Source organism: Absicoccus porci (genome assembly GCF_003725415.1).
GTDB classification, from domain to species: domain Bacteria; phylum Bacillota_I; class Bacilli_A; order Erysipelotrichales; family Erysipelotrichaceae; genus Absicoccus; species Absicoccus porci.
Genome location: NZ_RJQC01000001.1, coordinates 149,788 through 176,149, shown reverse-complemented (window position 1 = coordinate 176,149; position 26,362 = coordinate 149,788). Strand labels below are relative to the sequence as shown.

The 26,362-nt window shown below is 39.3% G+C and carries 27 protein-coding genes; 6 read left to right on the top strand and 21 right to left on the bottom strand.

Annotation, left to right across the window (positions count from 1 at the left end; genetic code table 11):
- Positions 1–110: 110 nt before the first annotated feature.
- From istB to EDX97_RS00905, 7 genes are all read right to left on the bottom strand, one after another.
- Positions 111–869, bottom strand: coding sequence for an IS21-like element helper ATPase IstB (gene istB / locus EDX97_RS00935; protein WP_128519353.1), 759 nt, complete (start codon positions 867–869; stop codon positions 111–113).
- Positions 859–2,322: a Mu transposase domain-containing protein gene (locus EDX97_RS00930; protein ID WP_183164213.1), complete on the bottom strand. Its 1,464-nt coding sequence runs from the start codon at positions 2,320–2,322 to the stop codon at positions 859–861. Before EDX97_RS00930 ends, istB begins: the two co-directional genes overlap by 11 nt.
- Positions 2,297–2,872 carry a transposase gene (locus EDX97_RS00925; protein WP_420884681.1) on the bottom strand — a complete coding sequence of 192 codons (576 nt, stop codon included), beginning with the start codon at positions 2,870–2,872 and terminating at the stop codon, positions 2,297–2,299. Before EDX97_RS00925 ends, EDX97_RS00930 begins: the two co-directional genes overlap by 26 nt.
- A 191-nt stretch (positions 2,873–3,063) precedes the next feature.
- Positions 3,064–3,795, bottom strand: a complete 732-nt coding sequence (locus tag EDX97_RS00920; RefSeq protein WP_128519350.1) for a hypothetical protein — start codon at positions 3,793–3,795, stop codon at positions 3,064–3,066.
- A 24-nt stretch (positions 3,796–3,819) separates the two neighbouring features.
- Positions 3,820–5,115 (bottom strand): hypothetical protein, encoded by a 1,296-nt coding sequence (locus EDX97_RS00915; protein ID WP_128519349.1) that lies wholly within the window; start codon positions 5,113–5,115, stop codon positions 3,820–3,822.
- Positions 5,093–6,277 carry a glutamate-cysteine ligase family protein gene (locus EDX97_RS00910; RefSeq protein ID WP_128519348.1) on the bottom strand — a complete coding sequence of 395 codons (1,185 nt, stop codon included), beginning with the start codon at positions 6,275–6,277 and terminating at the stop codon, positions 5,093–5,095. Before EDX97_RS00910 ends, EDX97_RS00915 begins: the two co-directional genes overlap by 23 nt.
- Positions 6,261–6,803: a DJ-1/PfpI family protein gene (locus EDX97_RS00905; protein ID WP_128519347.1), complete on the bottom strand. Its 543-nt coding sequence runs from the start codon at positions 6,801–6,803 to the stop codon at positions 6,261–6,263. Before EDX97_RS00905 ends, EDX97_RS00910 begins: the two co-directional genes overlap by 17 nt.
- 102 nt (positions 6,804–6,905) lie before the next feature.
- Here EDX97_RS00905 and EDX97_RS00900 point away from each other — a divergent pair, with 102 nt between their 5' ends.
- The gene (locus EDX97_RS00900) at positions 6,906–7,490 is read left to right on the top strand and encodes an HdeD family acid-resistance protein (RefSeq protein WP_183164212.1); all 585 of its coding nucleotides are present in this window, start codon (positions 6,906–6,908) and stop codon (positions 7,488–7,490) included.
- A gap of 11 nt (positions 7,491–7,501) precedes the next feature.
- On the opposite strand, the gene prfB is transcribed toward EDX97_RS00900, so the two are convergent.
- From prfB to mutY, 3 genes are all read right to left on the bottom strand, one after another.
- Positions 7,502–8,603, bottom strand: a protein-coding gene (gene prfB / locus EDX97_RS00895; RefSeq protein ID WP_128519345.1) for a peptide chain release factor 2 whose coding sequence is annotated in 2 segments (ribosomal slippage) — positions 7,502–8,530 and positions 8,532–8,603 — 1,101 coding nt in all. Because the reading frame shifts where the segments join, the coding sequence is not laid out codon by codon here.
- Complete coding sequence (secA, locus tag EDX97_RS00890; protein WP_128519344.1) at positions 8,603–10,984, bottom strand: preprotein translocase subunit SecA; 2,382 nt, start codon at positions 10,982–10,984, stop codon at positions 8,603–8,605. Before secA ends, prfB begins: the two co-directional genes overlap by 1 nt.
- 62 nt (positions 10,985–11,046) lie before the next feature.
- Entirely contained in the window at positions 11,047–12,030 is a 984-nt protein-coding gene (mutY, locus tag EDX97_RS00885; protein WP_128519343.1) for an A/G-specific adenine glycosylase, read from the bottom strand.
- A 28-nt stretch (positions 12,031–12,058) separates the two neighbouring features.
- Here mutY and EDX97_RS00880 point away from each other — a divergent pair, with 28 nt between their 5' ends.
- The 3 genes from EDX97_RS00880 to EDX97_RS00870 are packed head-to-tail and all read left to right on the top strand — an operon-like array spanning position 12,059 to position 14,584.
- Positions 12,059–12,847 (top strand): HAD-IIB family hydrolase, encoded by a 789-nt coding sequence (locus EDX97_RS00880; RefSeq protein ID WP_128519342.1) that lies wholly within the window; start codon positions 12,059–12,061, stop codon positions 12,845–12,847.
- Positions 12,838–13,650 carry a nitrilase-related carbon-nitrogen hydrolase gene (locus EDX97_RS00875; protein WP_128519341.1) on the top strand — a complete coding sequence of 271 codons (813 nt, stop codon included), beginning with the start codon at positions 12,838–12,840 and terminating at the stop codon, positions 13,648–13,650. Before EDX97_RS00880 ends, EDX97_RS00875 begins: the two co-directional genes overlap by 10 nt.
- Positions 13,628–14,584, top strand: a complete 957-nt coding sequence (locus EDX97_RS00870; RefSeq protein ID WP_128519340.1) for a P1 family peptidase — start codon at positions 13,628–13,630, stop codon at positions 14,582–14,584. The genes EDX97_RS00875 and EDX97_RS00870 overlap by 23 nt, the downstream gene beginning before the upstream one ends.
- On the opposite strand, the gene EDX97_RS00865 is transcribed toward EDX97_RS00870, so the two are convergent.
- From EDX97_RS00865 to EDX97_RS00825, 9 genes are all read right to left on the bottom strand, one after another.
- A complete protein-coding gene (locus tag EDX97_RS00865; protein WP_128519339.1) occupies positions 14,581–15,051 on the bottom strand; it encodes a PTS sugar transporter subunit IIB in 471 nt (156 codons plus the stop codon). The genes EDX97_RS00870 and EDX97_RS00865 overlap by 4 nt on opposite strands.
- Positions 15,048–16,187 (bottom strand): N-acetylglucosamine-6-phosphate deacetylase, encoded by a 1,140-nt coding sequence (gene nagA / locus EDX97_RS00860; protein WP_128519338.1) that lies wholly within the window; start codon positions 16,185–16,187, stop codon positions 15,048–15,050. The genes EDX97_RS00865 and nagA overlap by 4 nt, the downstream gene beginning before the upstream one ends.
- 60 nt (positions 16,188–16,247) lie before the next feature.
- The gene (locus EDX97_RS00855; protein WP_245977969.1) at positions 16,248–16,670 is read right to left on the bottom strand and encodes an SHOCT domain-containing protein; all 423 of its coding nucleotides are present in this window, start codon (positions 16,668–16,670) and stop codon (positions 16,248–16,250) included.
- An 18-nt stretch (positions 16,671–16,688) separates the two neighbouring features.
- On the bottom strand, positions 16,689–17,042 hold the full coding sequence (locus EDX97_RS00850) for a cupin domain-containing protein (RefSeq protein ID WP_128519337.1): 354 nt from the start codon (positions 17,040–17,042) through the stop codon (positions 16,689–16,691).
- A gap of 10 nt (positions 17,043–17,052) precedes the next feature.
- Complete coding sequence (locus EDX97_RS00845; protein ID WP_128519336.1) at positions 17,053–17,418, bottom strand: PTS glucitol/sorbitol transporter subunit IIA; 366 nt, start codon at positions 17,416–17,418, stop codon at positions 17,053–17,055.
- A gap of 61 nt (positions 17,419–17,479) precedes the next feature.
- Entirely contained in the window at positions 17,480–18,493 is a 1,014-nt protein-coding gene (gene srlE / locus EDX97_RS00840) for a PTS glucitol/sorbitol transporter subunit IIB (RefSeq protein WP_128519335.1), read from the bottom strand.
- Between the two features lie 18 nt (positions 18,494–18,511).
- Entirely contained in the window at positions 18,512–19,069 is a 558-nt protein-coding gene (gene srlA, locus EDX97_RS00835) for a PTS glucitol/sorbitol transporter subunit IIC (RefSeq protein WP_128519334.1), read from the bottom strand.
- A 17-nt stretch (positions 19,070–19,086) separates the two neighbouring features.
- On the bottom strand, positions 19,087–19,533 hold the full coding sequence (locus tag EDX97_RS00830; protein ID WP_128519333.1) for a transcriptional regulator GutM: 447 nt from the start codon (positions 19,531–19,533) through the stop codon (positions 19,087–19,089).
- A gap of 19 nt (positions 19,534–19,552) precedes the next feature.
- The gene (locus tag EDX97_RS00825) at positions 19,553–20,353 is read right to left on the bottom strand and encodes an SDR family oxidoreductase (RefSeq protein WP_128519332.1); all 801 of its coding nucleotides are present in this window, start codon (positions 20,351–20,353) and stop codon (positions 19,553–19,555) included.
- Between the two features lie 334 nt (positions 20,354–20,687).
- On the opposite strand from EDX97_RS00825, the gene EDX97_RS00820 reads away from it, so the two are divergent.
- Positions 20,688–22,583 (top strand): BglG family transcription antiterminator, encoded by a 1,896-nt coding sequence (locus EDX97_RS00820; protein WP_128519331.1) that lies wholly within the window; start codon positions 20,688–20,690, stop codon positions 22,581–22,583.
- Between the two features lie 29 nt (positions 22,584–22,612).
- Here EDX97_RS00820 and EDX97_RS00815 read toward each other — a convergent pair whose 3' ends face one another.
- Positions 22,613–24,028 (bottom strand): hypothetical protein, encoded by a 1,416-nt coding sequence (locus EDX97_RS00815; protein WP_128519330.1) that lies wholly within the window; start codon positions 24,026–24,028, stop codon positions 22,613–22,615.
- 98 nt (positions 24,029–24,126) lie between these two features.
- Positions 24,127–25,515, bottom strand: a complete 1,389-nt coding sequence (locus tag EDX97_RS00810) for an IS3 family transposase (protein WP_128519329.1) — start codon at positions 25,513–25,515, stop codon at positions 24,127–24,129.
- 182 nt (positions 25,516–25,697) lie between these two features.
- Here EDX97_RS00810 and EDX97_RS00805 point away from each other — a divergent pair, with 182 nt between their 5' ends.
- A complete protein-coding gene (locus EDX97_RS00805; protein ID WP_128519328.1) occupies positions 25,698–26,351 on the top strand; it encodes a TMEM175 family protein in 654 nt (217 codons plus the stop codon).
- Positions 26,352–26,362 lie beyond the last annotated feature (11 nt).

The window sequence follows — 26,362 nt, the reverse complement described above, 5'->3', positions numbered from 1 at the left end:
AACTGACCAACTTCGCAATTGAAAACTGATCAACTACTCACTCTCGAATCGAAGATATTTCATCATATTTCAGGATGAATATCTTCGATTTTTTCTGAATACTTTAATAGCTATTGATTGGTGGTTGAACCATTTTTTGTATTCCAATTCTTTGTTGCCAGAGTTCTATAACTATCTCCAGACATGTCAATCAGGTAAGACATGTATGCCAGTCTGTCAATGATTGCTCCCGTTAATACCTGGTCTTTAAAAACTTCATTCCACCGATCAAATGTCAGATTGGATGTGATGATCATGGCTCCTTTTTCATTTCGGCTGGATAACAGATTGAACAATATCTCTCCTCGTTCTTGGTCGAATGTGCAGTACCCCAGCTCGTCCAGTATGACCAGGTCATAGCTTTCAAATTTTCTTTTGTACATCGTTATTTGATTTTGATTCATCGCTTCTTTCAGTTCTATCAATAGGGTCGGTATGCTTACAAACAATACTTTCTTGCCCTGCTGACATGCTTCTGTTCCCAATGCGATGCTCAGTGCTGTTTTGCCTGTTCCCGGATTGCCAATCAATATGATATTCTGCTTATTGTCGATGAATTCAAGCGTCTCCAGTTCGTGAATTTTTTGTCGGATCTCTATGCTGAGATGTTCTCTTTGATAATCCTGCAAGATCATCTGATAGGGAAACTTTGCCCGTCTTATCCTCGTTTTTATGCTGTTTCTGGTTCGGAGCTCCACTTCATTTTTTAACAGTTCTTCCAAAAAATCTTCAAAGCTCATGTCTTTTAATCGTGCCTCTTTGGCACATTCTTCATAATTGTTACGAATGAATGGAAGACGTAGTATATATGCTGATTCTTTAATGGACATATTGATTTCCTCCAATGAACATTTCACATAATTCGTTGATCTGTTCCATCGTCTTATCATCGACAGCCTGCTGTATCTTTGCCTCCTGTTGTCTGGGTTCAAGTGCTTCGAGCAATGTTTTCAGATCACTGTCGGAATATCTTCTAAGTATTTCTATAAATACTTTGGGTTTTTCTTTATAATATTTATTGAACATATTTTTTAGTTCAGGTTCGCTCTTCAATGCCAGAGAATTCGAGAGCGAACCAGGTTTTCGGGAAAACGTGTGTAGATAGTGCCGAATGTCTATGCGCGTTTTTCCTTTCCCGGCAATACGGGCATGCCGTGCAACGATCTCCTGCTTATACATGATGATCAGATCATTTGGATACAGCTTTGCGATCACCCATTTTTGACACAGATCCTCCGGAACGGAATAACAGTTATTGTCGATATGAACAAATGAATATTTATCCACTCTGTTTTTTGTGATACGGGCCGTCTCATATCTTGGCCGGTATGGTTTAAGATGTTTCTTTTCTTCTTCGATATTCGAATTCTTATTGATCTCAACCAGTTTTTCCTGCAGATAGTCACATGCATTCTCAAATGTATCAAACGCATATTTATAAGCGAATACTTTATTTCGTATCCATTTGACAGCACTTTCAACGGTCCCTTTTTCATTGCCGCTGAAACAGTTGGTCACATTGATGGTGAAATCATAATAGAGTGCCAGCTTTATAAGCTGTTCATTCAGTTGCTTTTCATTTTTTCCAATAAAACGGGCGACCACATTCTTCATATTGTCATAGACACCTTCCTTGAATGATCCACCAAGCATCTCGAAGAAACGTACATGTGAATCCAGGAAGACATCCATCTTCGAATTGCGATACAGATAGGCCCAGCGAAATCCGGATGCAGGACAGACCAGGACGGCCAGGTATCCTTTTATATTCCTGCCATCGATAATCAGTCTTACTTCGCCAAAATCGTATTCAAATCGGTCACAGTAATCATATTTCTGTTTAATAAAAGCTTCTTTTTTTTCATCTCTAATGACTCGCAGCCGTTTTCGTATCGTTGTTTCACCAATATCAAATCCCTGATTGATCAACAGCTGGTAGATCTGTCTGTCATTCAAGGCCTGTTTATGACCCGGTCCCAGTAGTCTGGTCTTGTTTTCTTCATCGGCAAGAATCTTGCGCAATTGAATATCCATTTCTTCAGAATACTTTCTAGCAGTCCGTTTTGATGAATCATAGGAAGGATCATCAATTAAAGTTTCAATAACTTTCCGTGTATCCACATTTGGATCCAGTTTCAGCAATTCATCCAAATTACTGCAATAGGATTTCCAGTACTTTCGAATCGTATTTCTGGAAACACCAAATGTTTTGGATATCCGGTTATCGCTCCACCCCTCTTTCTTTAACCGAATAATTTCATACTTTTGCATAATGGTTTTCATCTCCTTTTTTTGCCTCCTTTTGATTATAAAAACCATAAAGAAGCATAATAAAAAAACTGGTCAATTTTGAATTGCGATTTGTCCAAAAATTGATCAGTTTTAAATTACAATATACAATCATATCATGGGATACTTTAAAACCATAAATATCCTCGATCGTTGATGAGATATCCCGTTGTGACATTCCACGTGCATACATGGATAATACCTTTCCTTCGATATCGGAAACATCCTTTGATCGTTTGGGAACAATGACTGGTTCGAAGGATCCATTCCTGTCTCTTGGCGCATTGATTTCTACTTCTCCCATTGTGGTTTTTAAAGTTTTGGGATTGGAACCATTTCTTCTGTTCTTTGTAGATTTTGGCTCTTTTGAATTGGATTTATAACCAAGATGATTGTCCATTTCCCCCTGAAGCATGCCTTCAAACAATGGACCAAAGATTTCTTTGAGAGCATCCTGCATATCGGCTAATGAATCACAGTCATATTCTTTAAGGATTTCATTGGCAATCTTGACAGCGGCGGGATTTCTTTTAATTTTACTCATTTCATTCATTTTCCTTTTTCTCCTTCAACCATATCATGAGATAGGCATAATAAAAACTGTGTTCATTAGTTAGCCGTACGCATCTAACTAACTTACACAGTTTAGATTACACTCTCCAATTGACCCTGCTTGGTAGTTATTTTGGATATTTCCACTGTCTACTTGACAGGGGTCATATCACTCAGTTCGTTTTACTTTAGATGATTGAATTCATCCGCTTTATCTTCAGGTAACGCATATTCCATATAGATATCTTTTTTCATATATGACATCTTATCCATCATTTCCTGTCCCATGCGATCCAAATGTAAAAGATCCGTTTTATCAGGATTCTCTGGTGTAACCAGGAACAAAGAAATCATATAGTAATTCTTTCCATCTACATCATAGATGTTGTAGTCAATTTCATATTTCGCTGTCGCATCCTTTTCTTGATGAATCGTTTGCACTTCTTCCAGATAATTATTGGTGTCACCGCGGAAAGTCAAATAATTCCAATTGGAATATTCCCCATTGTCTTTTAAACCATTAGCCAATGTATCCATAGAAACCAATTCACCATCCGCAAATGTACCATTCTTACTACTTTCTTTGGTTGTGATTATAATGCTTGCGGAAAAGCCATCATATTTTACACCACCAAAATTATATGTGATCGCATGCGTATTTTGATCTTCATTTTTTGATTGGACCGTCATGCCTTTTGGCAATAAAACATCCTGATTGATTCCATCTAAATGAAAGACCGAAGTTTCATTCACATACGAATATTTTGATTTTTTCGTTGTCGTTTTTTCTTCCGTCTTATCACTTTTTGAAGACGTATTGCTTGTAAAGATATTGGCACCCAATTCAACAACCATGAACGCAACGATCAAAATCGCAATGATACGCATGATCCAAATTCGTACTCGTTTTCCCATTCCAAATTCCCCTTTTCTTACCTATTATAACACAAATAAAGTAGGTATCGACCGCTCGTTATATTGCGTAGAAATCACACCACCATCGCTACAACGCGAATACACGCCCGCAAACTGGCCATTGTATACATAAAGACCTGTCATATTGGTAAAGGATTTAAATACATCATCCCTAACCAAATCAATATTTGGACTCCGATAGGGTTGAATATATTCTTGCACCAAATAATTCCGGTTCATACAACGTTGCACTTGTTCTAGCCATTGTGCTTGACTCAAATCCACACCTGCCCATACTCCTTGGGCACCATAGGAATCTTTGGGCTTAATGATCCATTGATCCTTATTCTGGATATCAATGGGCAATTTCTGATTGAGATCATAGGTCTTCGGTAAATGTGCATCCATAAATGCATTTTCTTCATCGGTCAAATACGCTTGCATCCATGGATGACGCAACACTTGATTGATTTGTTTATTATGAATGATCTGTGTTTGAAAACCACCAATCAAAGTGATTGCTTGCTGTTTAACAGCTTCTAAAAAATCAAGGCCTGCACAACGATCAGCAATATCACTTGTAACAGCACGACGATACACCATATCAATTTTTCGATTCGTATAGATGGACCGCAAATGTTTGCCATCAAAAGCCAAATCACGAATATCCAGCACTTCACATTGACAACCATGCCGTTTAAAGATTTGTTGAAAGACATAGAGCTCATTTAAATACGCATTTTCTAGAAAATCCACGATAGCTACCATCGGATGATCGGGTACATTTTCATCGGCCAACGATAAAAAAGCATCCACCCAATGATCTTCCAATTCCATTTGTTCATACGTATGAGAATCTTGTTGATACACATTGTTCAATGATAATAATGCTGCTAATTTGGCATTTTCATGCATTGCCGAGGTCCCATCGGTATTAAATTCGCAAAAACGAAAATCTTTGGTCTTCTCATCATAAAAAATATCGATCCGACAGATCGGTATACTGACATCGTATCGATTGGGCAACAAAATAAAATTTTCCAATTGTTTCGAAAATGGAAATAACGATCGAATCTTTTCATCCTTTTTATATGCTTGAATTACTTTTTCAAATATTCGATAGGTCCTATCGACAATATCCTGAAATCGTTGTTTATCTTCTTGAGTGAATATTTTAGGAATGTGGAGTGTATGCGTATAGTTTTGTCCACCCGCATTTAGCTCGCTTTCCAAAATCGCATTTTCAATTTGAAAAGCACTTTTCTTACTTTCTAAAAAGTGCTTCTCGATATATTCTTTATACTGTTGGTCGATTGCCATTTTGACTCCCCAAGGCTTTCAAATATCCTTGTTCTTTGATTGATAAATTCGATTTTGAAGCAGCCATCAATTCCTCAACCAATGACTGAACATTGTGACCATAGACTTGGGCCTGCCATCCATCCTTTTGAATCGATTGTTTGGCTACTTGGATCGCATCGATCGAATGCGTCCATTCATTCACTGTATGGATGATCTTTTCATCGTAGAATAATCCCTTGATAAAAGAGGCATACGCCAATAATTGCGGTAATGGCATACTATCCGCCGAACGAATTTCGATACATTTCTTTAAACGAATATCCGGAAAAACCATTGATAAATAATGTTCAATTTCTGGTTTTCCAAAACCATACGTTTCTGCCACTTCTCGACACGTTTGTTCTCCTGTTGGAATGAATTGATCTTTTTCATGCATGAGAATCAATGGATTATCTAATACATAGCGTTCGTAACTTTCATAACCAAAAGTCGGTGCAAAAAGATCATCAATGATATGACATCGTTGTGGATCGGTATGTTGCCAAATCGAATCCCGTAATAAGATATCAGTATTTGGTTTTCCTGCATACTTCGGTGTATTGAAACAAATCAGTGCAAAGAGTGGATGCAAGATATTGGCCATCCGATATTTTTGGATAAAATCTGCCTCATCCGCAAAATCAATGGAAGCATGAATCGAAGCCGTACCCTTCATCATTTCTTTACCACGCGTACCTGAATGGGCAAAATACGCTTCCATATATTGATAACGATCTTTATCAATTCGATCATACGCATCTACTGGTACACTTGGAATTCCGCCACTATAAACGATTGAATACTGATTGGACTCCACAAAGGATTGAATGGGTCGCATCGCCTTTTGATACATCTTTTCAATCTCTTCAATATGATCCGTATAACGGAAAGAAAATTCCAATTGACAACCTGGTTCCAACGTAATCAACATCTCTTCATTGCCTAAGGCCACGATATGGCCTTTTTCATACGTCTTTTGCGGATAGTTTGATTCAATTTGATCAAACAAACGTTCAATATCTGCATATGGCATGGGCAAACCCGTATCTTTATGAAGAATAAAATGCTCAATTTCCATACCCACATAATGGGTCTGACGATGTTTTTCGCCAGAACGAATATAGTTAGTGATCGAACCCATAATAAACAGACTCCTTTACTTGATCGGCATGGGTCTTACCGGTCAAAGCCTCCAAAAGTGCAAAACCAAATTCAACACTCGCAGCTGCTGAACAAGCCGTGATCAAATTACCATCACGGACAACATATTGACGATGAAAGTGACCACCAAAATCACCATTCAACGATTCAAAACAAGTATAATTCTTTCCCTTTAATAGACCTTCTTGTCCAAGAATCGTCGGTGCAGCACAAATGGCACCAATCATCTTATCTTTTGCAAATTCATGCAACAATTTCAATACGCGTTCATCTTTGCGCATGACCTTATGTTGCGGACCACCTGGTATCACTAAACAATCCGCCTTTTCAAAATCATAGTCTTCATAAGGAATAGTTGGCGTATATTGTACGCCAAAACGTCCTGTCACATCTTCTTTTTCTAAACGAACGATATCCACATCGACACCGCCTCGTCTTAATAAAGCGATGGGACCCATGGTTTCCAATTCTTCATATCCATCATCGATCAACACAACGACTCTCATATTCATACCTCCACATCGGTTATCTTTAGTATACTCATCATAAAAAGAATGCGCAAATGGTACACCTAGGGTATAATGAGAGAAAAGGAAGGCGTAAGTTTTATGAGAAATTTTTTACAAAAATGTCAACGAGAAATCATAGTTAGTGCCATATTATATGCCATTTTAGGTATCATTCTTTTGGTCTTCGACGTCAAAGCATTGGGTACCATCATTCAAGTCTTGGGATGGATCTTCTTTGTGTATGCAATCTATAATTTCTATATCTATTTTGTTCGCAGAGACAGCCTATCCAGCGGCCCCTTATTGATTGCGATTCCTTTCCTATTGATTGGACTTGTCATGGCTCGCAATCCTGGCTTTGTGATTGGTATGAGTTCCATCTTGATTGGAATCGTAATCTTATTCAATGGTATTGTTCATATTCAAACCAGTCTGGTTCAAAAAGATCTTGGTTATACCAATTGGTTGATTTCTTTAATTTATTCCATCTTGATTGCGATCATTGGTGGTATCCTGATTGTCAATCCCATCGATACCGTCTCTACCGTATTAAAAGTTGGTGGTATCCTATTGATCATTCAAGCCTGCAGCGTATTTGTTTCTCAACATCGTATTCATAAACTGTCCAAAGAATACGATAAAGAAAACAACATCGTTGATGGCCAATTCAAAGACATAAAATAAAGGTGCAGCAATCACTGCACCTTTGATTTTAAATACGCAAAGATAAATCCATCCAAATCGCCATCCAAAACATCTTGGACTTGACTGGTTTCATATCCCGTACGCACATCTTTGACCAAATTGTAAGGATGCAACACATAGTTACGAATCTGGGAACCCCATTCATTCGCTGCTTGTTCACCCTTGATCTGCGCCAATTTCTTTTCTTGTTTTTCAATTTCCAACTGATACAAACGCGACTTCAAGACCCGCATGGCCTCTTCTCGATTTTCATGTTGGGAACGACCATTCTGACACGTTGCGACAATACCGGTTGGCTTATGCACCAAACGAACCGCCGAATCGGTTTTATTGATGTGCTGACCCCCAGCACCGGAAGCTCGCTTCGTTTCAAATTCAATATCTTCTGGTTTGATATCAATTTCAATCTCATCATTAAACTGTGGCATGACATCTAACGATGCAAACGAAGTATGTCTTCGTGCACCCGCATCAAACGGGCTGATACGCACCAAACGATGTACACCCTTTTCCGATTTGAGATAGCCATAGGCCTTATCCCCTTCAACTAAGAAGGTGACACTTTTGATACCGGCTTCTTCACCAGGCAGATAATCCAACACTTTCACTTTGAAACCATGTTTTTCAGCATATCGCGTATACATCCGATACAACATGCTGGCCCAATCACACGATTCTGTACCACCAGCACCTGGATGAATTTCCAAGATTGCATTGTTTTGGTCGTATTCATGCGACAACAACACTTCAATTTCAAAGTCTTCAAATGTATGGCTGGCCTCTTGATATTCTTCTTCGGCCATTTCCATCAATTCCGCGTCAAAATCTTGTTTCAAAGCATCCGCCGTTTCATCCAATGATTGAAATTCTTCCAACAAAGACACATACGTTTCGACAATATGGCTCAAACTATTCTTTTGCCGAATGACTTTCTGGGCTTTTTTCTGATCACTCCAGAAATTGGGATCCATGGTTTGATCATCCAATTCTTTAATGGTCTTTTTTTTCGTATCTAAGTCAAAGAGACTCACCTAGAGACTCCAACTTCTCTAGGTGAGTAGTTAATCCTTGTTTTAATTCATACACTTCCATTAGGCATTCTCCTGTACACGTACTTTCAATAAGAAGAAAGCAATTTCGCGATTGATGCGATGGTTCATCTCATCAAACATCGCAAATCCTTCCTCAACATATTGTTGGAGTGGGTTATTCTGCGCATAACTACGCAAATAAATACCACCACGCAACTTATCCATTTGGTCAATATGTTGAATCCAGTTTCGATCGATATTACGCAATACCACGGTCTTTTCAAATGGCATAAATTGATCTTTGACCAACTTAATTTCATCTTCATAACCATTCCACATCTTATTCAAACAATATTCTTTGGTTTCCTGGATGCTCTTTCCTTCGATTTCGGATACATGGATGGCCTTCTCATCTTGTAGACCCATCATTTCCAATGACTTCACTAAGTTAGTCGCATCCACATTTTTCTTGTTTTCGGTTAAATTGGCCTCAATCGTTTGATCCAAGGCGTTTTCAAAAATATCATGCACCATTTCGTGCACTTCGCTGCTTTCCAAGATCTTATTACGCTCTGCATAAATAATTTCACGTTGACGACGCAATACATCATCATAATCCAACAATTGTTTACGCATATCAAAGTTATAGCCTTCTACACGCTTTTGGGCTTGGGTGATCGAACGCGTAACCGCTTTGGACTCAATCTTTTCATCGCCCACACGCTCAAACAATTTTTGTAGCTTATTACCACCAAAACGAATCATCAAATCATCTTCCAATGATACATAGAAACGCGAGAAACCAGGATCTCCTTGACGTCCGGAACGACCACGCAACTGATTATCGATACGACGGGATTCATGACGTTCGGAACCTAAGACAGCCAATCCACCCAATTCACGACTTTCTGGTGTCAACTTGATGTCGGTACCACGACCAGCCATGTTGGTGGCAATGGTTACGCTCTTTGGACGACCAGCCAACGCAATGATTTCGGCTTCTTTGGCATGGTTTTTTGCATTCAACAAATTATGTGGAATACCTTCTTGTTTCAACATGCCACTGATCAATTCGGACGTTTCGACCGCAATGGTACCTACCAATACCGGCTGTCCTTTGTGATATAAAGCCTTGACTTCACGAACCAATGCTTCATATTTATCTTTTTTATGTGCATAGATTTCATCGGGTAAATCTTTACGTTGAATCGGACGATTGGTTGGAATACAAACAACACGCATATTATATGTAGACAAGAATTCTTCCTCTTCGGTTTTGGCTGTACCAGTCATACCTGCTAATTTTTCATACAAACGGAAGAAGTTCTGATAGGTGATCGTTGCCAATGTAGACGTTTCTTCTTTGATTGGAACGCCCTCTTTGGCTTCAATGGCTTGATGCAAACCATCCGAATAAGCACGACCAGGCATCAAACGACCGGTAAACTGATCGACAATCACAATTTCTTTATCATCCGTGACTACATATTCCACTTCTTTAGTCATAATATAGTTGGCACGCAAGGCTTGATTGATATGATGCACCAATTGGGTATGATCCGTATCATATAGATTCGCAATCTTAAAATACTTCTCCGCCTTGGTTACACCTTCTTCACTCAACATGATCTGACGCGTTTTTTCATCAATATCATAATCTCCACTGATCAATTTCTTTTCATGGGTAAAACTATCCGTTTCATATTCAGGAGCGGTTAGTGTCTTCACAAACTTATCGGCTTGAATATATAGATTCGCGGTATTTTTCTTACCACCCGAAATGATCAATGGCGTACGGGATTCATCGATCAAGACCGAATCGACTTCATCGACAATGGCCATATGTAAACCACGCATGACGCACTCATCTACACTGGTGACCATATTGTCACGTAAGTAATCAAATCCCAATTCCGAGTTGGTCGTATAGGTAATATCACACGCATAGGCTTCTCGTTTTTGTTTCGGACTTAATTCGCGTTTATTGACACCGACAGTCAAACCTAAGAAACGATAAATCTCACCCATCCATCCGGCATCACGACCAGCCAAATATTCATTGACGGTAATGACATGGACACCTTGTCCAGCTAACGCATTGGCATAAACGGTCATCGTTGCGGTCAAAGTTTTACCTTCACCAGTCTTCATCTCGGCAATATCGCCTTTATGCATGGCTAATGCACCCATGATTTGTACTTTAAATGGCTTTTCATTGATGACACGATAAGCAGCTTCTCGAGCCGTCGCAAATGCTTCATATAAAATATCATCTACAGTTTCACCATGCTGTAGTCGATTTCGATATTCACTCGTTTTTTCGCGCAATTGATCATCGCTTAAAGCTTGCATCTGTGGCTCTAAAGCCATGACTTTTTCTGCTTCTTTCGCTAATGATCTAATTTCTCGTTGTTCTTCTGAAAAAACATTAAAAATTCCCATGTTTATTTCCCTCCATTCGAAAGGTATATTCCGACTTATATAATATAACACAACTTAAACGCTTAGAACATGAAATCCGATTGAACTTGCTTTAAAAATGGTGTAAAAGCACTAGGAATCGCATACATAGCATCAATTTCTGCCAATGTATGAAAATTTTCATCTTCCCTATCCACAAAAACCAGACTGGCTTCCATATGCCATTCTACATGACTAAATATATGCGTATATGGTTTTAATGGAATTTCTTTATAATATCGATCTGGTTTTTCTTCATCAAATCCATACAATCCATACAACAACCCTTTTTCTTTTCGCTTCACGATTCGAAGCTTATTTTGATACACCCAAATATAGAGATGCTTATGCTCCACTCTTCTTGGTTTGGGTTTGGACATCACCGGCAATTGACTCGGATCCTCGGTTTGACAATAGCTACGAATCGGACACTGTTCACACCGAGGTTTTTTCGGAATACAAACCAAAGCCCCCAATTCCATCAAAGCTTGATTATAATCGGAAATATGTTGTCCATCCGGTAAACTTTCATCAACTTTGGCACTGACTTGTTTCTTACCGGCACTTTTCTTGATGTCGGCATGGATATCATACAAACGACTAAAGACTCGCAATACATTTCCATCGATGGCACTAACCGGTTCATGATACGCAATCGAAGCAATGGCACCAGCTGTATATGGACCAATGCCTGGTAATTGTTCCAATTCGGCTTTGGTTTTCGGTAACTGTCCATCGTATTTTTCCATACATACTTGGGCACATTTTTTCAGATTCCGCGCCCGACTATAATAGCCCAATCCTTGCCAGAGTTTATTGAGCTGCTCATCCGCAATCGTAGCTAAGGTTGGAATATCCGGTACTTTTTCAATGAATCGTTCAAAATACGGAAGCATCGCTTCGATCCGGGTTTGTTGGGCCATGATCTCACTGATCCATATCTTATATGCATTGGCATCTTGCCGAAATAATAAAGGTCGTTTATTTTTCTGATACCAGGTTAATAGATCTTCTTGAAAATTTGTCATGTTTCCATCATAGCATTATAATACAAATATGAAAACCAACATACAAACGATCTTTATCGACCTAGATAACACCCTTTATGATCATGCTTCCCAAATCGTTCCACCGTTACATATTCAAGCTTTACATGCCTTAAAAGCCAAAGGCTATAAACTCTGTATGTGTACGGGTCGCCCTCCTGCCTTAGTCAAAGAACATCATTTTGAAGATTTGATTGATTGGGATGGATATATTACTGGCATTGGTTCCTATGTATTTGATAAAAATTTCCATACCCTCATTGATCATTCCATTGCAGTGGATGATGTAGCACAAATCATGAATTATGCCGAAATCCATGAATTAGGCGTGGTTGGTTTTGGCAAAAAAGTCAAATTTGCTTCCAAATGGGATCCAAAAGTACAAGAAATCATCGATACTTTTCATTTTAAAGATGTGAAAATTCATCCATGGCATCCCGCCGATCATTTATCCAATTTATTATTGAAGCCCAATGATCCTTTAAAACCCATTCCCGAATTAGATAAAATGCCTGGCATCGTACCCATCTATATGAAGAATTGGATTGAAATTCGTGCCAATGGCATCTCCAAATACAAAGGCATTGAAGCCTTGATGAACCATTTTCATGAACCCATCAATCAATATCTGGCCTTTGGTGATTCGGCCTTGGATATGGAAATGTTGGATTGTGCTGAAATCGGTGTCGTTATGGCCAATGGCGAATCCCAATTAAAAAGACTACCAGGCATTCAAATTGCACCGAGTTGCCATGATGGTGGCATTTATACATGGTTAAAGGAAAATGAATGGATATGAAAATCGCATTGATACAATCGTATGTGGATAAAGATGTCGCTAAAAACATTGAAAATATGGCAATTCAATTATCCCAATGTAAAGAAGCCGACATCGTTCTCTTACCAGAAATGTGGACAGTTCCTTATGAAAATAAAGCGATGAAAGCTTCCATTGTTTATCAATCGGAAGCAATGGATCTTTTACAGAAAATGTCCCATCAAAATCATCAACGCATCATTGGTGGAACCATGGCCGAAAAAGCAGGCAGCTCTATCTATAATACCTGTTTTGTGTATGATAAAGGACAATTGGTTACTTCCTATCGCAAGATGCATCTGATGCATTTTCATGGACGAATCGACTATACCGAAGCAGATGTTTTTCGTCCAGGGGATCAATTTTGTGTCGTGGACCATATGGGCATACTGGTTTGTTACGACATTCGCTTTTGCGAACAAGCACGCATCCTTGCCCAACATGGCGCCAAGATCTTATTTGTTCCGGCGGCTTTCAATCAATCCGTTGGCAAAGCCCATTGGGACATCTTATGTCGAACGCGTGCATTGGAAAACGAAGTCTTTCTTTGTGCGGTCAATCCAGCCTATACGTATCAAAACTATACAAGCTATGGGCATTCGATGATTGTGGATCCCAATGGTCAAAAAATCATGGAAATGGATGAAAAACCAGGCATTGCGATGGCCGATATTGATCTATCGCAAATTGATCGCATTCGTCAGCGCATGCCTTTTTGGCAGATTCGTCGTACCGATTTATATACATGTAAGGAGAAAGAAAATGAAATGGATCGAATGGAATGAAATCCCTGGCTTTCAAATTGGTCATAGCCAAGATGAAAAAGGCGGGACGGGATGTACCGTCATTATTTGTCCACAAGGTGCAACCGCTGGTGTGGAAGTACGCGGTGGTGGACCAGCCACACGAGAAACAGATTTATTGAATCCTAAAAATATGGTGCAAAAGATTCATGCCGTTACCTTATCGGGTGGTTCCGCCTTTGGGTTAGAAGCCAGCAGTGGAGTCATGCAGTATTTGAGTGAACACCACATTGGCTTTGATATGAAAGGCATTTATATTCCTATTGTTTGTCAGGCTTCGTTATTTGATTGTGGCTTAGGTGATCCAAAAGCCTATCCGGATAAAGCGATGGGCTATCAAGCGTGTGTAAATAGTGAACATACGGACTTATCTAGCGGTAATATTGGGGCTGGTACAGGAGCTAGTGTTGGTAAAGCCTTTGGTTTTGAAAAAGCCATGAAAACCGGATTGGGCCATGCCGCTATACAAGTCAACGATTTAAAAGTAGGAGCCATTGTTGCTGTTAATGCCTGTGGGGATGTCTTTAAAGCCAATTCTACCCATCGTATCGCTGGTGCCTATGATTATGCAAAGAAAGAACCCATCGATACCGTAAACGCATTGATACAGGGAATAGAAAATCAATCCAATCCCCATGAAAATACGACCATTGGTTGTGTTTTTACCAATGCGGATCTCAATAAAGCGCAAATGAATAAAGTGGCCTCGCTAACGCATAATGCCTATGCGCATTGTATTCATCCAGTGGCTACGTCCAATGATGGCGATACCATCTTTGCGATGGCAACCAATGAAGTCGCTACCGATATGGATATGGTGGGTATCTTAGCCATCAAAGCGATGGAAAAAGCCATTGAAAAAGCAGCACAAAATGCGCATGCTGCTTATCATCTCTATAGTGCAAGCGATGTTTAATACAAAGCATCGCTTTTTTCAATGGTACTTTGTGGCATGGGCCGAATTTCACATTCGATTCCCCATGCTTTTAATTTTTGAAAGACTTCTCGATCATTCTCATCAATGGCTACACTTGTCGCAATGCGTTGTTTGCCGGGGGCCATATGCATATTTCCTACATTGACTTGATGAATGGGAATACCACCTTGTACGAGCTGTAATACATCTTGTGGCGTTTCACAAAGAAGAACAACATTTTGTGAAGCAGTCCATGCTTTGAAAACCTGAATCGTCTGCTCTAAGGTGTAATAATAGGTTGTTACGGTTTTTGGTTCGGACAGTTTCATCAAACTTTTGCGTAAATGATCCTTGGCTACGGCATCATTGGCCACAACGACCACATCAGCTTGTACATATTCACACCATTCTGTCAAAACTTGTCCATGAATCAAACGATTATCGATACGCGTTAAAATCAGTTTCATTTACATGCCTTTCCGCGTGCATAGGTTTGCACGACATCATACGTATCCGTTAATACGACAATATCGGCATCATAGCCAGCACATAATTTTCCTTTGCGATCATCGACACCCAAAGCTCTGGCTGGATTGATCGTACATGCATTGATTGCATAATCAAATGGTACTTGGGCTTGTTCTACAACAACCTGTAGTCCGCGATTAATACGCAACGTACTACCGGCTAAATTTCCAGCTTGAACCAGATGGGCACTGCCATCAGGATAGACTTCAATTTCATGACCACCAAACATATGATGACTGCCTACAGGACAACCTTTGGCATTCAAGCCATCAGAAATCATGATGACCGAAGCTCTACCTTTGCTCATAAACAGCGCATTGATAGCGGCTGAATCAACATGTCTTCCATCACAAATCAATTCGGCATAGACATCACGAAAGCGCATAGCAGCTCCGACTAAACCGGGTTTCCGATGATGAAAACCGGTCATACCATTGTAGACATGGGTCATGGAACGAGCTCCATTGGCAATGGCTAGACAAGCTTGTTCATAGGTAGCACCCGAATGGCCTTGGGAAACCAAGATACCATGGGAGGCACAATAGTGTGTCAGGGCAAAATCTTCATCGTGTTCACAAGCCATGGTGATGACTTTGATTAGACCATGGGCATCGGCTTGATAGGCTTTGAATTCTTCTACATTGGGTTTCACACAATATTCTTCGGGTTGTGCGCCTTTGTGTTCTTTATCCAAATACGGACCTTCAAAATGAATACCTAAGATTTCGGCACCTTCATAGCCATTTTCAACCACATAAGCCACATTTTTTAAGGCGTTGGAAAGCACTTCATGACTTTGGGTAATGGTCGTTGGACAAAGGGCTGTTACCCCTTCATCGGTAATGTGTTTGGTCCAATTGCGCAATCCTTCGGGATTGGCATCGTTGGTATCAAAGGTATAGGCACCATGGGTATGTTGATCAATAAAACCTGGAACAATGCGTTGATTATCATAATCGACATCCACGGGTTTTTGCCCATATTCTAAAATTTGTTTAATTTTTTGATTTTCAATTTCAATTTGTGCTGGCATAAAAATATTTTGGATCCAGACACGTTTACTTTGAATGATCATAAGTAAACCTCCTGTTTCCATTATAACGAAAAAGGAGCAGAAATCATAATTCTGCTCCAGTTACTTTTTTAATTGAAATGCTTCCTTCTTCTTTTCATCAAATTCCTCTTGGGTTATGATACCCAGATCCAACATTTCTTTGAATTTTTTCATAAATTCAAAAGGATCGGTTGGTAAATCATCGAAAGCAAAGGTGGAAGAAGAGTTTTTTTTAGGTTGCCTTTGTTTTTCTTTGATTTGATCGACGGCATGTTCCAGTTTCTTTGTATAGAGTTTATTATACGGAATGACAATCGACTTCTTCTGATATTGAAAGGAAAAGGTCGCAAAGTTGGCAAACATTTGTTTATACGATAGTTCAAAATGACTCATATCTGTATAGGCATAAACTTTTTTTGAACCATCTCGTTCTTTGACGACCAATTTCTCATCATCAAAATAGAGGGTTGGCAATTTTAGCGTGCCTTCAATTTCAAACTCCACAATGTCTGCCTCCTTTTTTTATAAATAATTCATATCACATGGACTGTCCGTGACAAAGAGCACAACAGCATCTTCTTTATCACCAGCACCATGCCATTGTTTCGTTTTCGCATCAAACCAGACAAAGTCACCTGGTTTATACGAACCTTGATTGGTTTCCAACGTTCCTTCTAGAACATAGAAACCATGTCCACAATGATGCCAATGCCAAGGAATGATCGTTCCTTTATCGTAACGAATCTTCTTGACCAATCCTCCATGGCCATCTTCATGGAAGGTAAACTGATGCATCAGTTTACCTGTTTGTGAATTGTTGTGGAGGAATTGATTGACATCGACTTGGAAATATTCATGGATGCCTTCTTTTTCCATACACTTTCACCTATTTTCTTACAATTTGAATGACGGTACCGACATGGATCTCAGGCAATGGCTTTTTTTCAACATACATGCTGCCAGGCATTTCCGGTGTCGTATCACCGCTGAAACGGATCGTGCAGTGTCCTAAGCCTGTCAAAGTAACGGGGGCTTCATCCCCAATGCTCGTGATCGTATATTCCTGATCATCAAAGCGGAGCACATCCCCTGCTTTGATCTGCCCATTGATCGGATTGACATCAACGCCATAGCAGTAGTCTTTTAATTCGGCTGGTGCACTGTCACCAAAGATGATCAGAAAGTCAGCTCCTGCAAATGCACCTACATCTTTTCCAATTGATTTTACCTGATTCTTATAAATTTCTTCCATGTCGAATTCCTTCCTTTTCTTCAATATTGTAGTATTTTATTTTTCTTAATTAATTATATCATTAAGCATACAATCCTGCACTAGCTGCAAACGCGATCAATACACGGATCCAACCAGTCAAGAATCTTGAATACATGACACTGACAACACCAACTTCAATGGTTTCTGGCTCAGCTTCTGCCAATCCCAAACCAACAGGGATGAAGTCGCAGGCTGCCTGGGTATTACAAGCGAACAATGCAGGCAATGCCATTTGAGGGGCGATGTTTCCTTTACCGATTTCAGCACCAATTAAAGTACCAACGATCTGTGCGATAACGGCTCCTGGACCTAACAAAGCTGACAAACCTGGAATGGAACAGATGATACCTAGGATCAATAATCCAAAGACGTTACCAGCTAATGGTGTCAAGATTGACGCAAACCAGTTACCAAATCCAGATCCATTGATGATACCGATCAGCAAGCTGACGAATGCCATGAATGGCAGCAATGTTGTGATACATGTCTGGATCGCATCACGTGCCGATTGATAGAATGTGTTGACAAATTTTCCCATGCCCAAACCAATACGAGTCATTATGGATTTATTCTTTTGGGCAGCCAAGGTCTCAGATACTTTTTGATCCGCATTGAAACCATTGCCTTTTGGTTTTTCTTCTTTGGCTGGAGCAGCTTCCACAGCAGCGGCTTCGCTTTCATCAGCTAAAGAGATCTGTTTAGAAGTAACAGCTGATACATAGATATCTTCCGTGATATATTGCGCTAAAGGTCCGGATTTACCTACTGGCATGACATTGACAGTTGGGATACGTTTTTGCGGATAGATACCGCAGCGAAGGGTTCCACCACAATCGATGATGACCATCGCCAATTCATCTTCCGGTGCCGATCCATGGAAACCGTCGACAGGTTCCATACCGCTCAATTCAACGATCTTATCCAAGCATTCAGGAGGAGTTCCACCGCCTGTGATGTACATAACTTTATTTTTCTTTTCTGTTGGTTTGATCACCAATGGTCCACCAAATCCCTGTGGCCCGCGTTCAATACGAATTGCTCTTAATTCTGACATACTCTTTCTCCCTTGCTATTATTCTTGACCCATTTTGTCAAAGCTACGATTTAACTTGATACCTTGTTGTTTTTCAACATATTTTGTTGTGAATTCTGTTGCCCATCCAGAGATGAAGTTGGCAACCCATCCTACTAATAGATAACGAACAGCCAATGGCGTTGCATCCAATCCCAATTTAGTGACACCATTCGCAATTCCCAAGTAAATGAACAACTCGGAAGCGTTGATGTGAGGGAAGATACCGCTGTTGGTATGGCAGTGATAACTTGCGGATGCATAATAAGCTGGCTTGTAGAATTCTGGCAAGAATTTACCAATTGACAATGCAACCGGGTTACCTAACATAAATGCGGAAATAAATGGCAATACAAAGTAACGTAATACCGGATTCTTTCCACAAACCTTAGCGACCTTGTCTACCGATTCCTGACCGGCTAAAGCGATGATGGCATTCATCAATACCAACAGCATTACGACTGTCGGGATGATACCTGTAACCCACGATGTAAATTGCTGTCCACCTAATGCGAACAAATTCATAAAACCTTTTGCGAAACTAACAATTGCGTTCATATTTCTCTACCTTTCCGTCAATCTGTTGACTTGTTTCTGGCAAAGGCGAGCTTCAGCTTCTGTGCTGGACTTGGTGCATCCGGAATTGGTTCACCAGCTACATATTTAGAATACGTCAAAGCGGCATCCTCCACGGCTTTGCGCAAATTCCGATGTGACTTGGGGACCATCTCGCGACTTAGATCTCGCACATAGATGCCTTCAAATCCAGGAAAATCTTTTACTTTGGCCAGGAACGTTGTTCCCTCGATCTTCTTGCTCTGCTGAATCACACCATTGTCATCTATTTGGAACATGACGATGGCTCCTGCAAAGAATCCGCCCGATTTTCGACCGACAACCACCTTACCTTTTCGTCGCAGAGCTACAAACTCTTTATTGAACTGTGACATTTGTTTTGAGCTCAATACAAACTGAATGACAAATGCGATGCCAATCACCAATGCATATAACCAGATCATCATGTTTCCTCCTTTTTAAATTCTATCCGCGTGATTTACCGCCGGAAATATTGTATGTCGTACCTGTGATATAACTTGCACGATCCGATACTAAGAATGCAACCAGGTTGCCGACTTCATCCAATTTTCCATCACGTCCAAGCGGTACCTGTTTACTGTAATCGGTTGAAAGATCTTCCGGTTTCACACCGCGTGTATACGCTAATGCTTCGTTATACGCTGGAGTACGAAGTCCGGTTGCTTCCATGATACCAGGTGCACAGGCTACGACGCGAACACCATATTTACCAAGTTCTTTTGCCCAGGAACGAGTGAAGCTGTCACAAGCACCCTTTGTAGCGGAATAAGCACTTTGTCCCTGGCTTCCTTCTTTACCGGATTCACTTGACATATTGACGATGGCTCCATGTCCCTGTTTGATCAATTCACGAGCAACTGCTTGTGCTACCAAGAATAAACCTTTGACATTGACGGCAAACATTTGATCGAATGTTTTCACATCCAGTTCATATTCCGGATGTTCACCTTTGACATCGACCAGCAATCTTGGTTTATTGATACCGGCATTGTTGACCAAGCCATCAATGTGTCCATATTTATCCAATACCGCTTTTGTCATCGCATTGACACTGTCTGGATCAGTGACATTGCATTGTACACAGTAAGCGCCATCTTTTTCTTCACCGGTTTCTACCGTTAGATCCACGATAACCGCTTTGGCACCGGCCTTGACCAATGTAGTGACTACATGGTTTCCGATACCGGAAGCACCACCAGTTACGATAATAACTTTATCCTCTAAACCTAACCAACTTTCTGACATATTCTCCTCCTTTTTGAACGCCTCAGGTTCTGTTTACACGCATATCATAGGTAAGAAACCCCTTTCATTTAATGCGTTCATTTTCAAGGCAAAAGAAAGAAAATAGTCCACCTCTTTTCCAGAATCCCGAAATTCATTAATACACCTTTTTGCATTTGAAATGAAAAATCATAATTTAACAACTTCNTCAAGGCAAAAGAAAGAAAATAGTCCACCTCTTTTCCAGAATCCCGAAATTCATTAATACACCTTTTTGCATTTGAAATGAAAAATCATAATTTAACAACTTCTCTTGGATTTATGATTATAATATAGGAGAGAATGGGGGACTTGTATGAAGAGTTTATTTGGCGATAACCGACAAGCGGATATCTTATCTTTAATGCGTGGTGGTACAAGCCTTTCTATTGATTTATTAGCGCAAAAACTGAGTGTATCGGATCGTACGATTCGCAATGACATCAAGACTATCAATGAAACCTTAGGAGATAGCGGCATCATCGAAACCGATTTGGGCATTTGTAGCTTGCGCATCTTTGATGTGGATTCCTTCCAAACCGCCTATAGTCATATTATTGCGACCGATGATCTGATGAATTCACCATCGCGTCGAATGGACTATATTTTTGGTAAATTGATGTTTTCTTTTTCACCGGTATTGACCGATGATCTTGCCTATGAAATGAATGTGGGCCGTACCACATTGATCAAAGACCTAAAAAAATTACGGAAAACGATTGAACCTTATAATTTATCAATCATTGGCAAGACCAGTCAGGGATTGATCCTGCAAGGGAGTGAAATCAATATTCGTCGATATGTGATTGAAAACTGTTACGATGCTTTATTTAATGATTATCCCATTGATCTAGAAATATTGGATACTATCCAAAGCAATTTTACTCGTCATCCTTTTTCGGATCGCGTTCAGCAACAATTTAAGAAATATTTTATCTTGATGATGGACCGTTTTCTAAAAGGACATTTTATTGGTCATTTACCTACGTATTATTATGCTTTGGCAGCTCGTGATGGCTTCGGCTTTGTGAATACCGTGGTCGATCAAGTAGGGCATTTGCTGCAAGTGGACTTCCCGATTGAAGAAAAGATCTATATGTTGATGCCAATCATTGGTATGCGAACACCAACCAATGCAGAGGAACTCTACAACATCAAATTGGATGACAAGATCACACCATTGACTGAGGAAATCACAAAAGCCATCAATGATCAATTGGATATTCAAATTGATACCTATGAATTCACCGAAGAATTTATGTATCATTTGATGTTTATGATCAATCGCTTGCGCTATGGTATCAAAGTGGAAAATCCACTGATTGAAGAAATTCAGAAAAAATACCCCATTGCGTTTGAAATGGCAACCATTGCCGCCAATGTCGTATCCAAGAAATTTGATGTTAAGATTCCGCAAAGTGAAATTGGTTTCTTAGCGACTTACTTTGGGGTGTTTATCGAAGTCAATAACTTGCATCATCGCAATGAACATATGGCCTTGGTTTGTGGTTCGGGTATTGTTACGAGTCGTTTGATCATGGTTCAATTGCAACATGTTGTCGATAGTGATACACGTGTGGATACATTTATGCCCAATGAGATCACCCCCGATAAATTGAATGCTTATGATGTCGTCTTATCTACGGTACCGATTGATTTTGATCTCAATCGACCCGTCATCTATATTCGTGAAATCTTTGATGAAGATGAATTACGTTCACGCTTAAAGAAAGCTGAATATTGGCAACCCAGCAATACGAGCATGGACGATAACTGGTATGTATTAGCCAATTTATTAAAAGAAGAAAACTTCTTTGACTTGAGTGATTATGATACCTATACATCGGCTTGTGATTTCATGATGGATTGTTTGATTGATGAAGGATCCGTCGATGCAGGCTTTAAAGAACGCATGCATGATCGTGAGAAAAAAGGAACGATGATCTTTGGTCATCTGCTGGCCTTACCTCATACCATTCAAACAATCAGTAATGAATTGGTCATTGCGTTTGGAATTTTCTCGCATCCTGTGGATGATGTTCAAATCATCATTCTATTGGGTCTACCAAAGAATGTTGAAGAAAACGATAAATTGCTGATTCGGATCTATGATGAGATCATGACCATCGTCAAAGATGATGATTTGATCAAAAAGATCACTCAATGCAAAACACAACCCGAATTATTACGCGTACTCTATAAACGTATTTAGCCCCACCTAAAAAGGTGGGGCATTTTGATTTATTTGTTCTTTTTACGATATCCCAATATACCTGCAATACCTGCAAATACACCCAAAATTGACAAACCAATATTCGTTTGAACACTCGTATCCACGTCATTTGTTGTCGCTTTTACTGCATTTACTTTGTTTGGCGTTACTTTAGACATTGTATTTACAGTTGTAGGTGCCTTAGAAGCAGGTGTTTCTTGTGATTTTGAATCTTCTGTTGGTTTTACTGGAGCTGCCTTTATTTCATCATATTCTTCTGCATAACCACAGTATTGGCAAACTCGTTTAACATGGCGTTTGAAAGAGCCATCTTCTTGTTTGACCCATTCTCCATATGTATAATCAAATGCATCGTCTTTGTAGCCATCTGTATATTTATCATTAGCTGTATCAATGGAATGACTGACCATTTTTGCATCTTGCCAAATAGGTACACCATCCATTTTTACGACCAAACGTCCACTATTATTTTTATTATTGGAGAAACCAAATAAACGTGAACATGTCAATGTGTGTGGTTGGATTCCTTCGGTCACGTTATGGCCAGTAAAGTTAACATAATACTTATAGTTTCCCATATTACTATCATTGATATTCAAAGCACTTTTATTATGTTTTTGCGTGATGAACGTACAATTATTGATATTGACCGTACGATTTTCTTTACCAGTACTATAGTCCGTGTATACATTGATATACTTACCTGCACCATGGAACGTACAGCCATCAAAGGTCATAATTGGTGAACTATATGTCCAAATGGCATAATCCGTATCTGTATCGTCAAAGGTCGTATTCTTGAATATTGCTGTTTTGTATCCCCAATAGAACGTTTTTCCATTGATCTTACAATCTTCAACGATCGTATCATCAATACGAATAAAGCCAAGATAATCGATTTTCGCTTTCGATTGTAACGTCATATCTTTGAAAGTAACCGTTTTGGCTCCATCAAAACTATAGTCCCCATTATATTCAGTTCCAAATTTACTTGGATCCGGAACAGTCGCTCCAATGCCCCAATACGTTTTATCGATACCTTGACCAATAAATGTCAACGATTTACCTTTGGTGTATGACTGAATATTAGGCGAATTATACAAAGTGAAACGACCTTCGCCTAAAGTAATCGTATCCCCATCATTTGAATTTTTGACCGCTTCTTCTAAACTGGCATACCCCTGTTGTCCAATCCATACATTGGATGTTTGTTGTGGAGCAACAGTTGCGCTCGCATTGACATCTTGTTGTTGAATTGGCGATTGATCCATTGTCGTGGATTGTTCTGTAGTCGTATCTACCGTTTCTGTAGCATCGATAGGTTGTTCTGTTTCATCGGCTAAAACAACTTGATGCCCGATTCCCATGATAAATGCAGCAGAAACAGGCACAGCAAAAACTTTTAACATTTGCTTATGATTCATATACTCTCCCTCTTTCTTTGTTATGTATTATCTATATTATATACCTTCAGGTATTAGAAAGATAGGGGGGTGCGGACAAATTCTTGGACCTTGTTATTTCAAATTAGTCCCAGACTTTGCCTGTACTCCATAGGGCTCAAATAGCCCAACGATGCCTTTATTCTTTTGGTATTGTACCATATGATATAATCATTGATAATCTCTACAAACGTTTCAATTGTTACACCAACAAAATTTCGGCCATAAAACATCTCATTCTTCATCCTGCCAAAGAATCCTTCACATGCCGAATTATCCGGTGAGCAACCTTTCTTAGACATGCTTCTGGTATATCCATACTTATTCATTCTATTAATCCATCCAGGCCATCGGTAATGACACCCCCCCCGATCGCTATGAACTATTGGTTTCTCATCTTCTTTTAGCTTAGAATGATAATCATCCAACATGCTATTGACCAAATCTGCATTAGGGTTGGTACTTACTGTCCAACTTGGTATCATTCCATCAAAACAGTCTACTATTGGTGAAAGATATACTTTTCCTGCAGGTATTGAGAATTCTGTGATATCTGTCAGCACCTTTTCACTGGGTTTTTCTGAATGAAAATCTCTATTGATAATATTCTCTGCCGCTTCACTTATTTCTCCTTGATAGGAGCTATACTTCTTGTATTTTCTGACTTTTACTACTAGATTATTATATTTCATGATTTGTCTTACTATTTTTTCAGATACAATGATATTATCTTTTCTCAGTAGTGAATGGATCCTTCTATAACCGTATCTTTCCTTGTTTTCTTTGAATAATTTAATAATTTTTACCTTTATTGCCTCATATTTATAAGGTGATTGTTGTATCTTGTGCTGATAAAAGTAACTGCTCTTGGATATCTGAAGTTTTGCAAGAAGCAGGGACAATGCATATTTATTCCTTAGGGCATCGATTATCATTGTCTTCTCTGCGTTTTTCAGTCTTAACAGATCGATGCCCTGATCTTTTTTTAATATTTCTATTATCTGTCTTAATATATCGTTTTCTAGCTCCAGATCTCTTATCTTAGCTGCCAGTTCAATATTATTATCGGAACCCTTATCAGCATCTTCATTAACGATCAAAGTTCCTCTTGGCAAATCTTTCTTTTTATTCATTATCGCCGCTGCACCTCCAGATAAATACAGCTTTCTCCAACTATAAATACTCGTCCTTGAATATCCGTATTCTTCTGATATTGATTTTATGTCTTCTCCTTCTTCAAAGCAACGGTGAAGTATTTCAAGTTTTATTTCTAATGATGGATGACGCCTGTGCCCTGGTGAATCTGTAGCATCATATTTCTTGCGTTTCTTTTCGATATCTCGATTCTTGATCCAAGTATACATATTTTGTCTGCTTGGATATCCGAGTTTATGAATTACCTTAGCTATCGATCCAGTTTCATCATACAATTGAAGTGCTTTCTTTTTCTCTTCCTCCGTAAACGACATTTTTCTTCCTCCCTGTCATCGTCGGTCCAAGAATTTGTCCGCATCCCCAAAAACGGAAACGTTCTGAATCGTGTTTTGTTTTCTTAACTTTTAAAAAGTCATATACTATTATCCTCTTTATCGTGCATGATTGACTTTCCCATCGATCCTGTTTAGGATGAAAACAAAGAGAGGTATTCATCATGGCAAATAATCAACCATCGATGCGAGAATATTACGAAGAAGTCCGTGCCACTTTATCGAAAAAAACCAAATCCCATCTTGAAACATTCAATGATGGTGTCATTGCGATATATATCACCATCATGGCCTTGGAACTTCCCTATCCCAGTGCTAATGTTTCGATGTCGATGTTTATTCGCAGCATTCTATTATTTTTTATCAGCTTTTTTGTGGTCGCCGATTTTTGGTACGACATTCACCAAACCTTTTTAACATTTACAGATGCTGATCATGGAACCGTAGTTACTGATTTTATCTTATTGGCCTTCTTAGCTTTGATTCCTGTCACCACAAAATGGATCATGTATTCGATATCCGAACAATCTGTCATCTTTTATGGCTGTCTATATTTGGTGATTTCTTTACTGGAACTTTTCTTATTTTATGTCGCCCATCGAAAACGATTTGGTGAATACATGGAATTATTTCATCGCTTGTTTCTCATTCGTATGCGCTTTATTCTTTTGATTAATATTGTCTTGATCATCCTTGCCACTCGTTTTCCGAAACAAGCCATGGTCTTCTATTTATTGCTTCCCATCTTCTCATTTTTCTTTCCGACTGTGAAGTTTGGAAAACGACGCATCAAAAAAAGGATGCAAAATAAAAGGTAGAGAATTTCTTC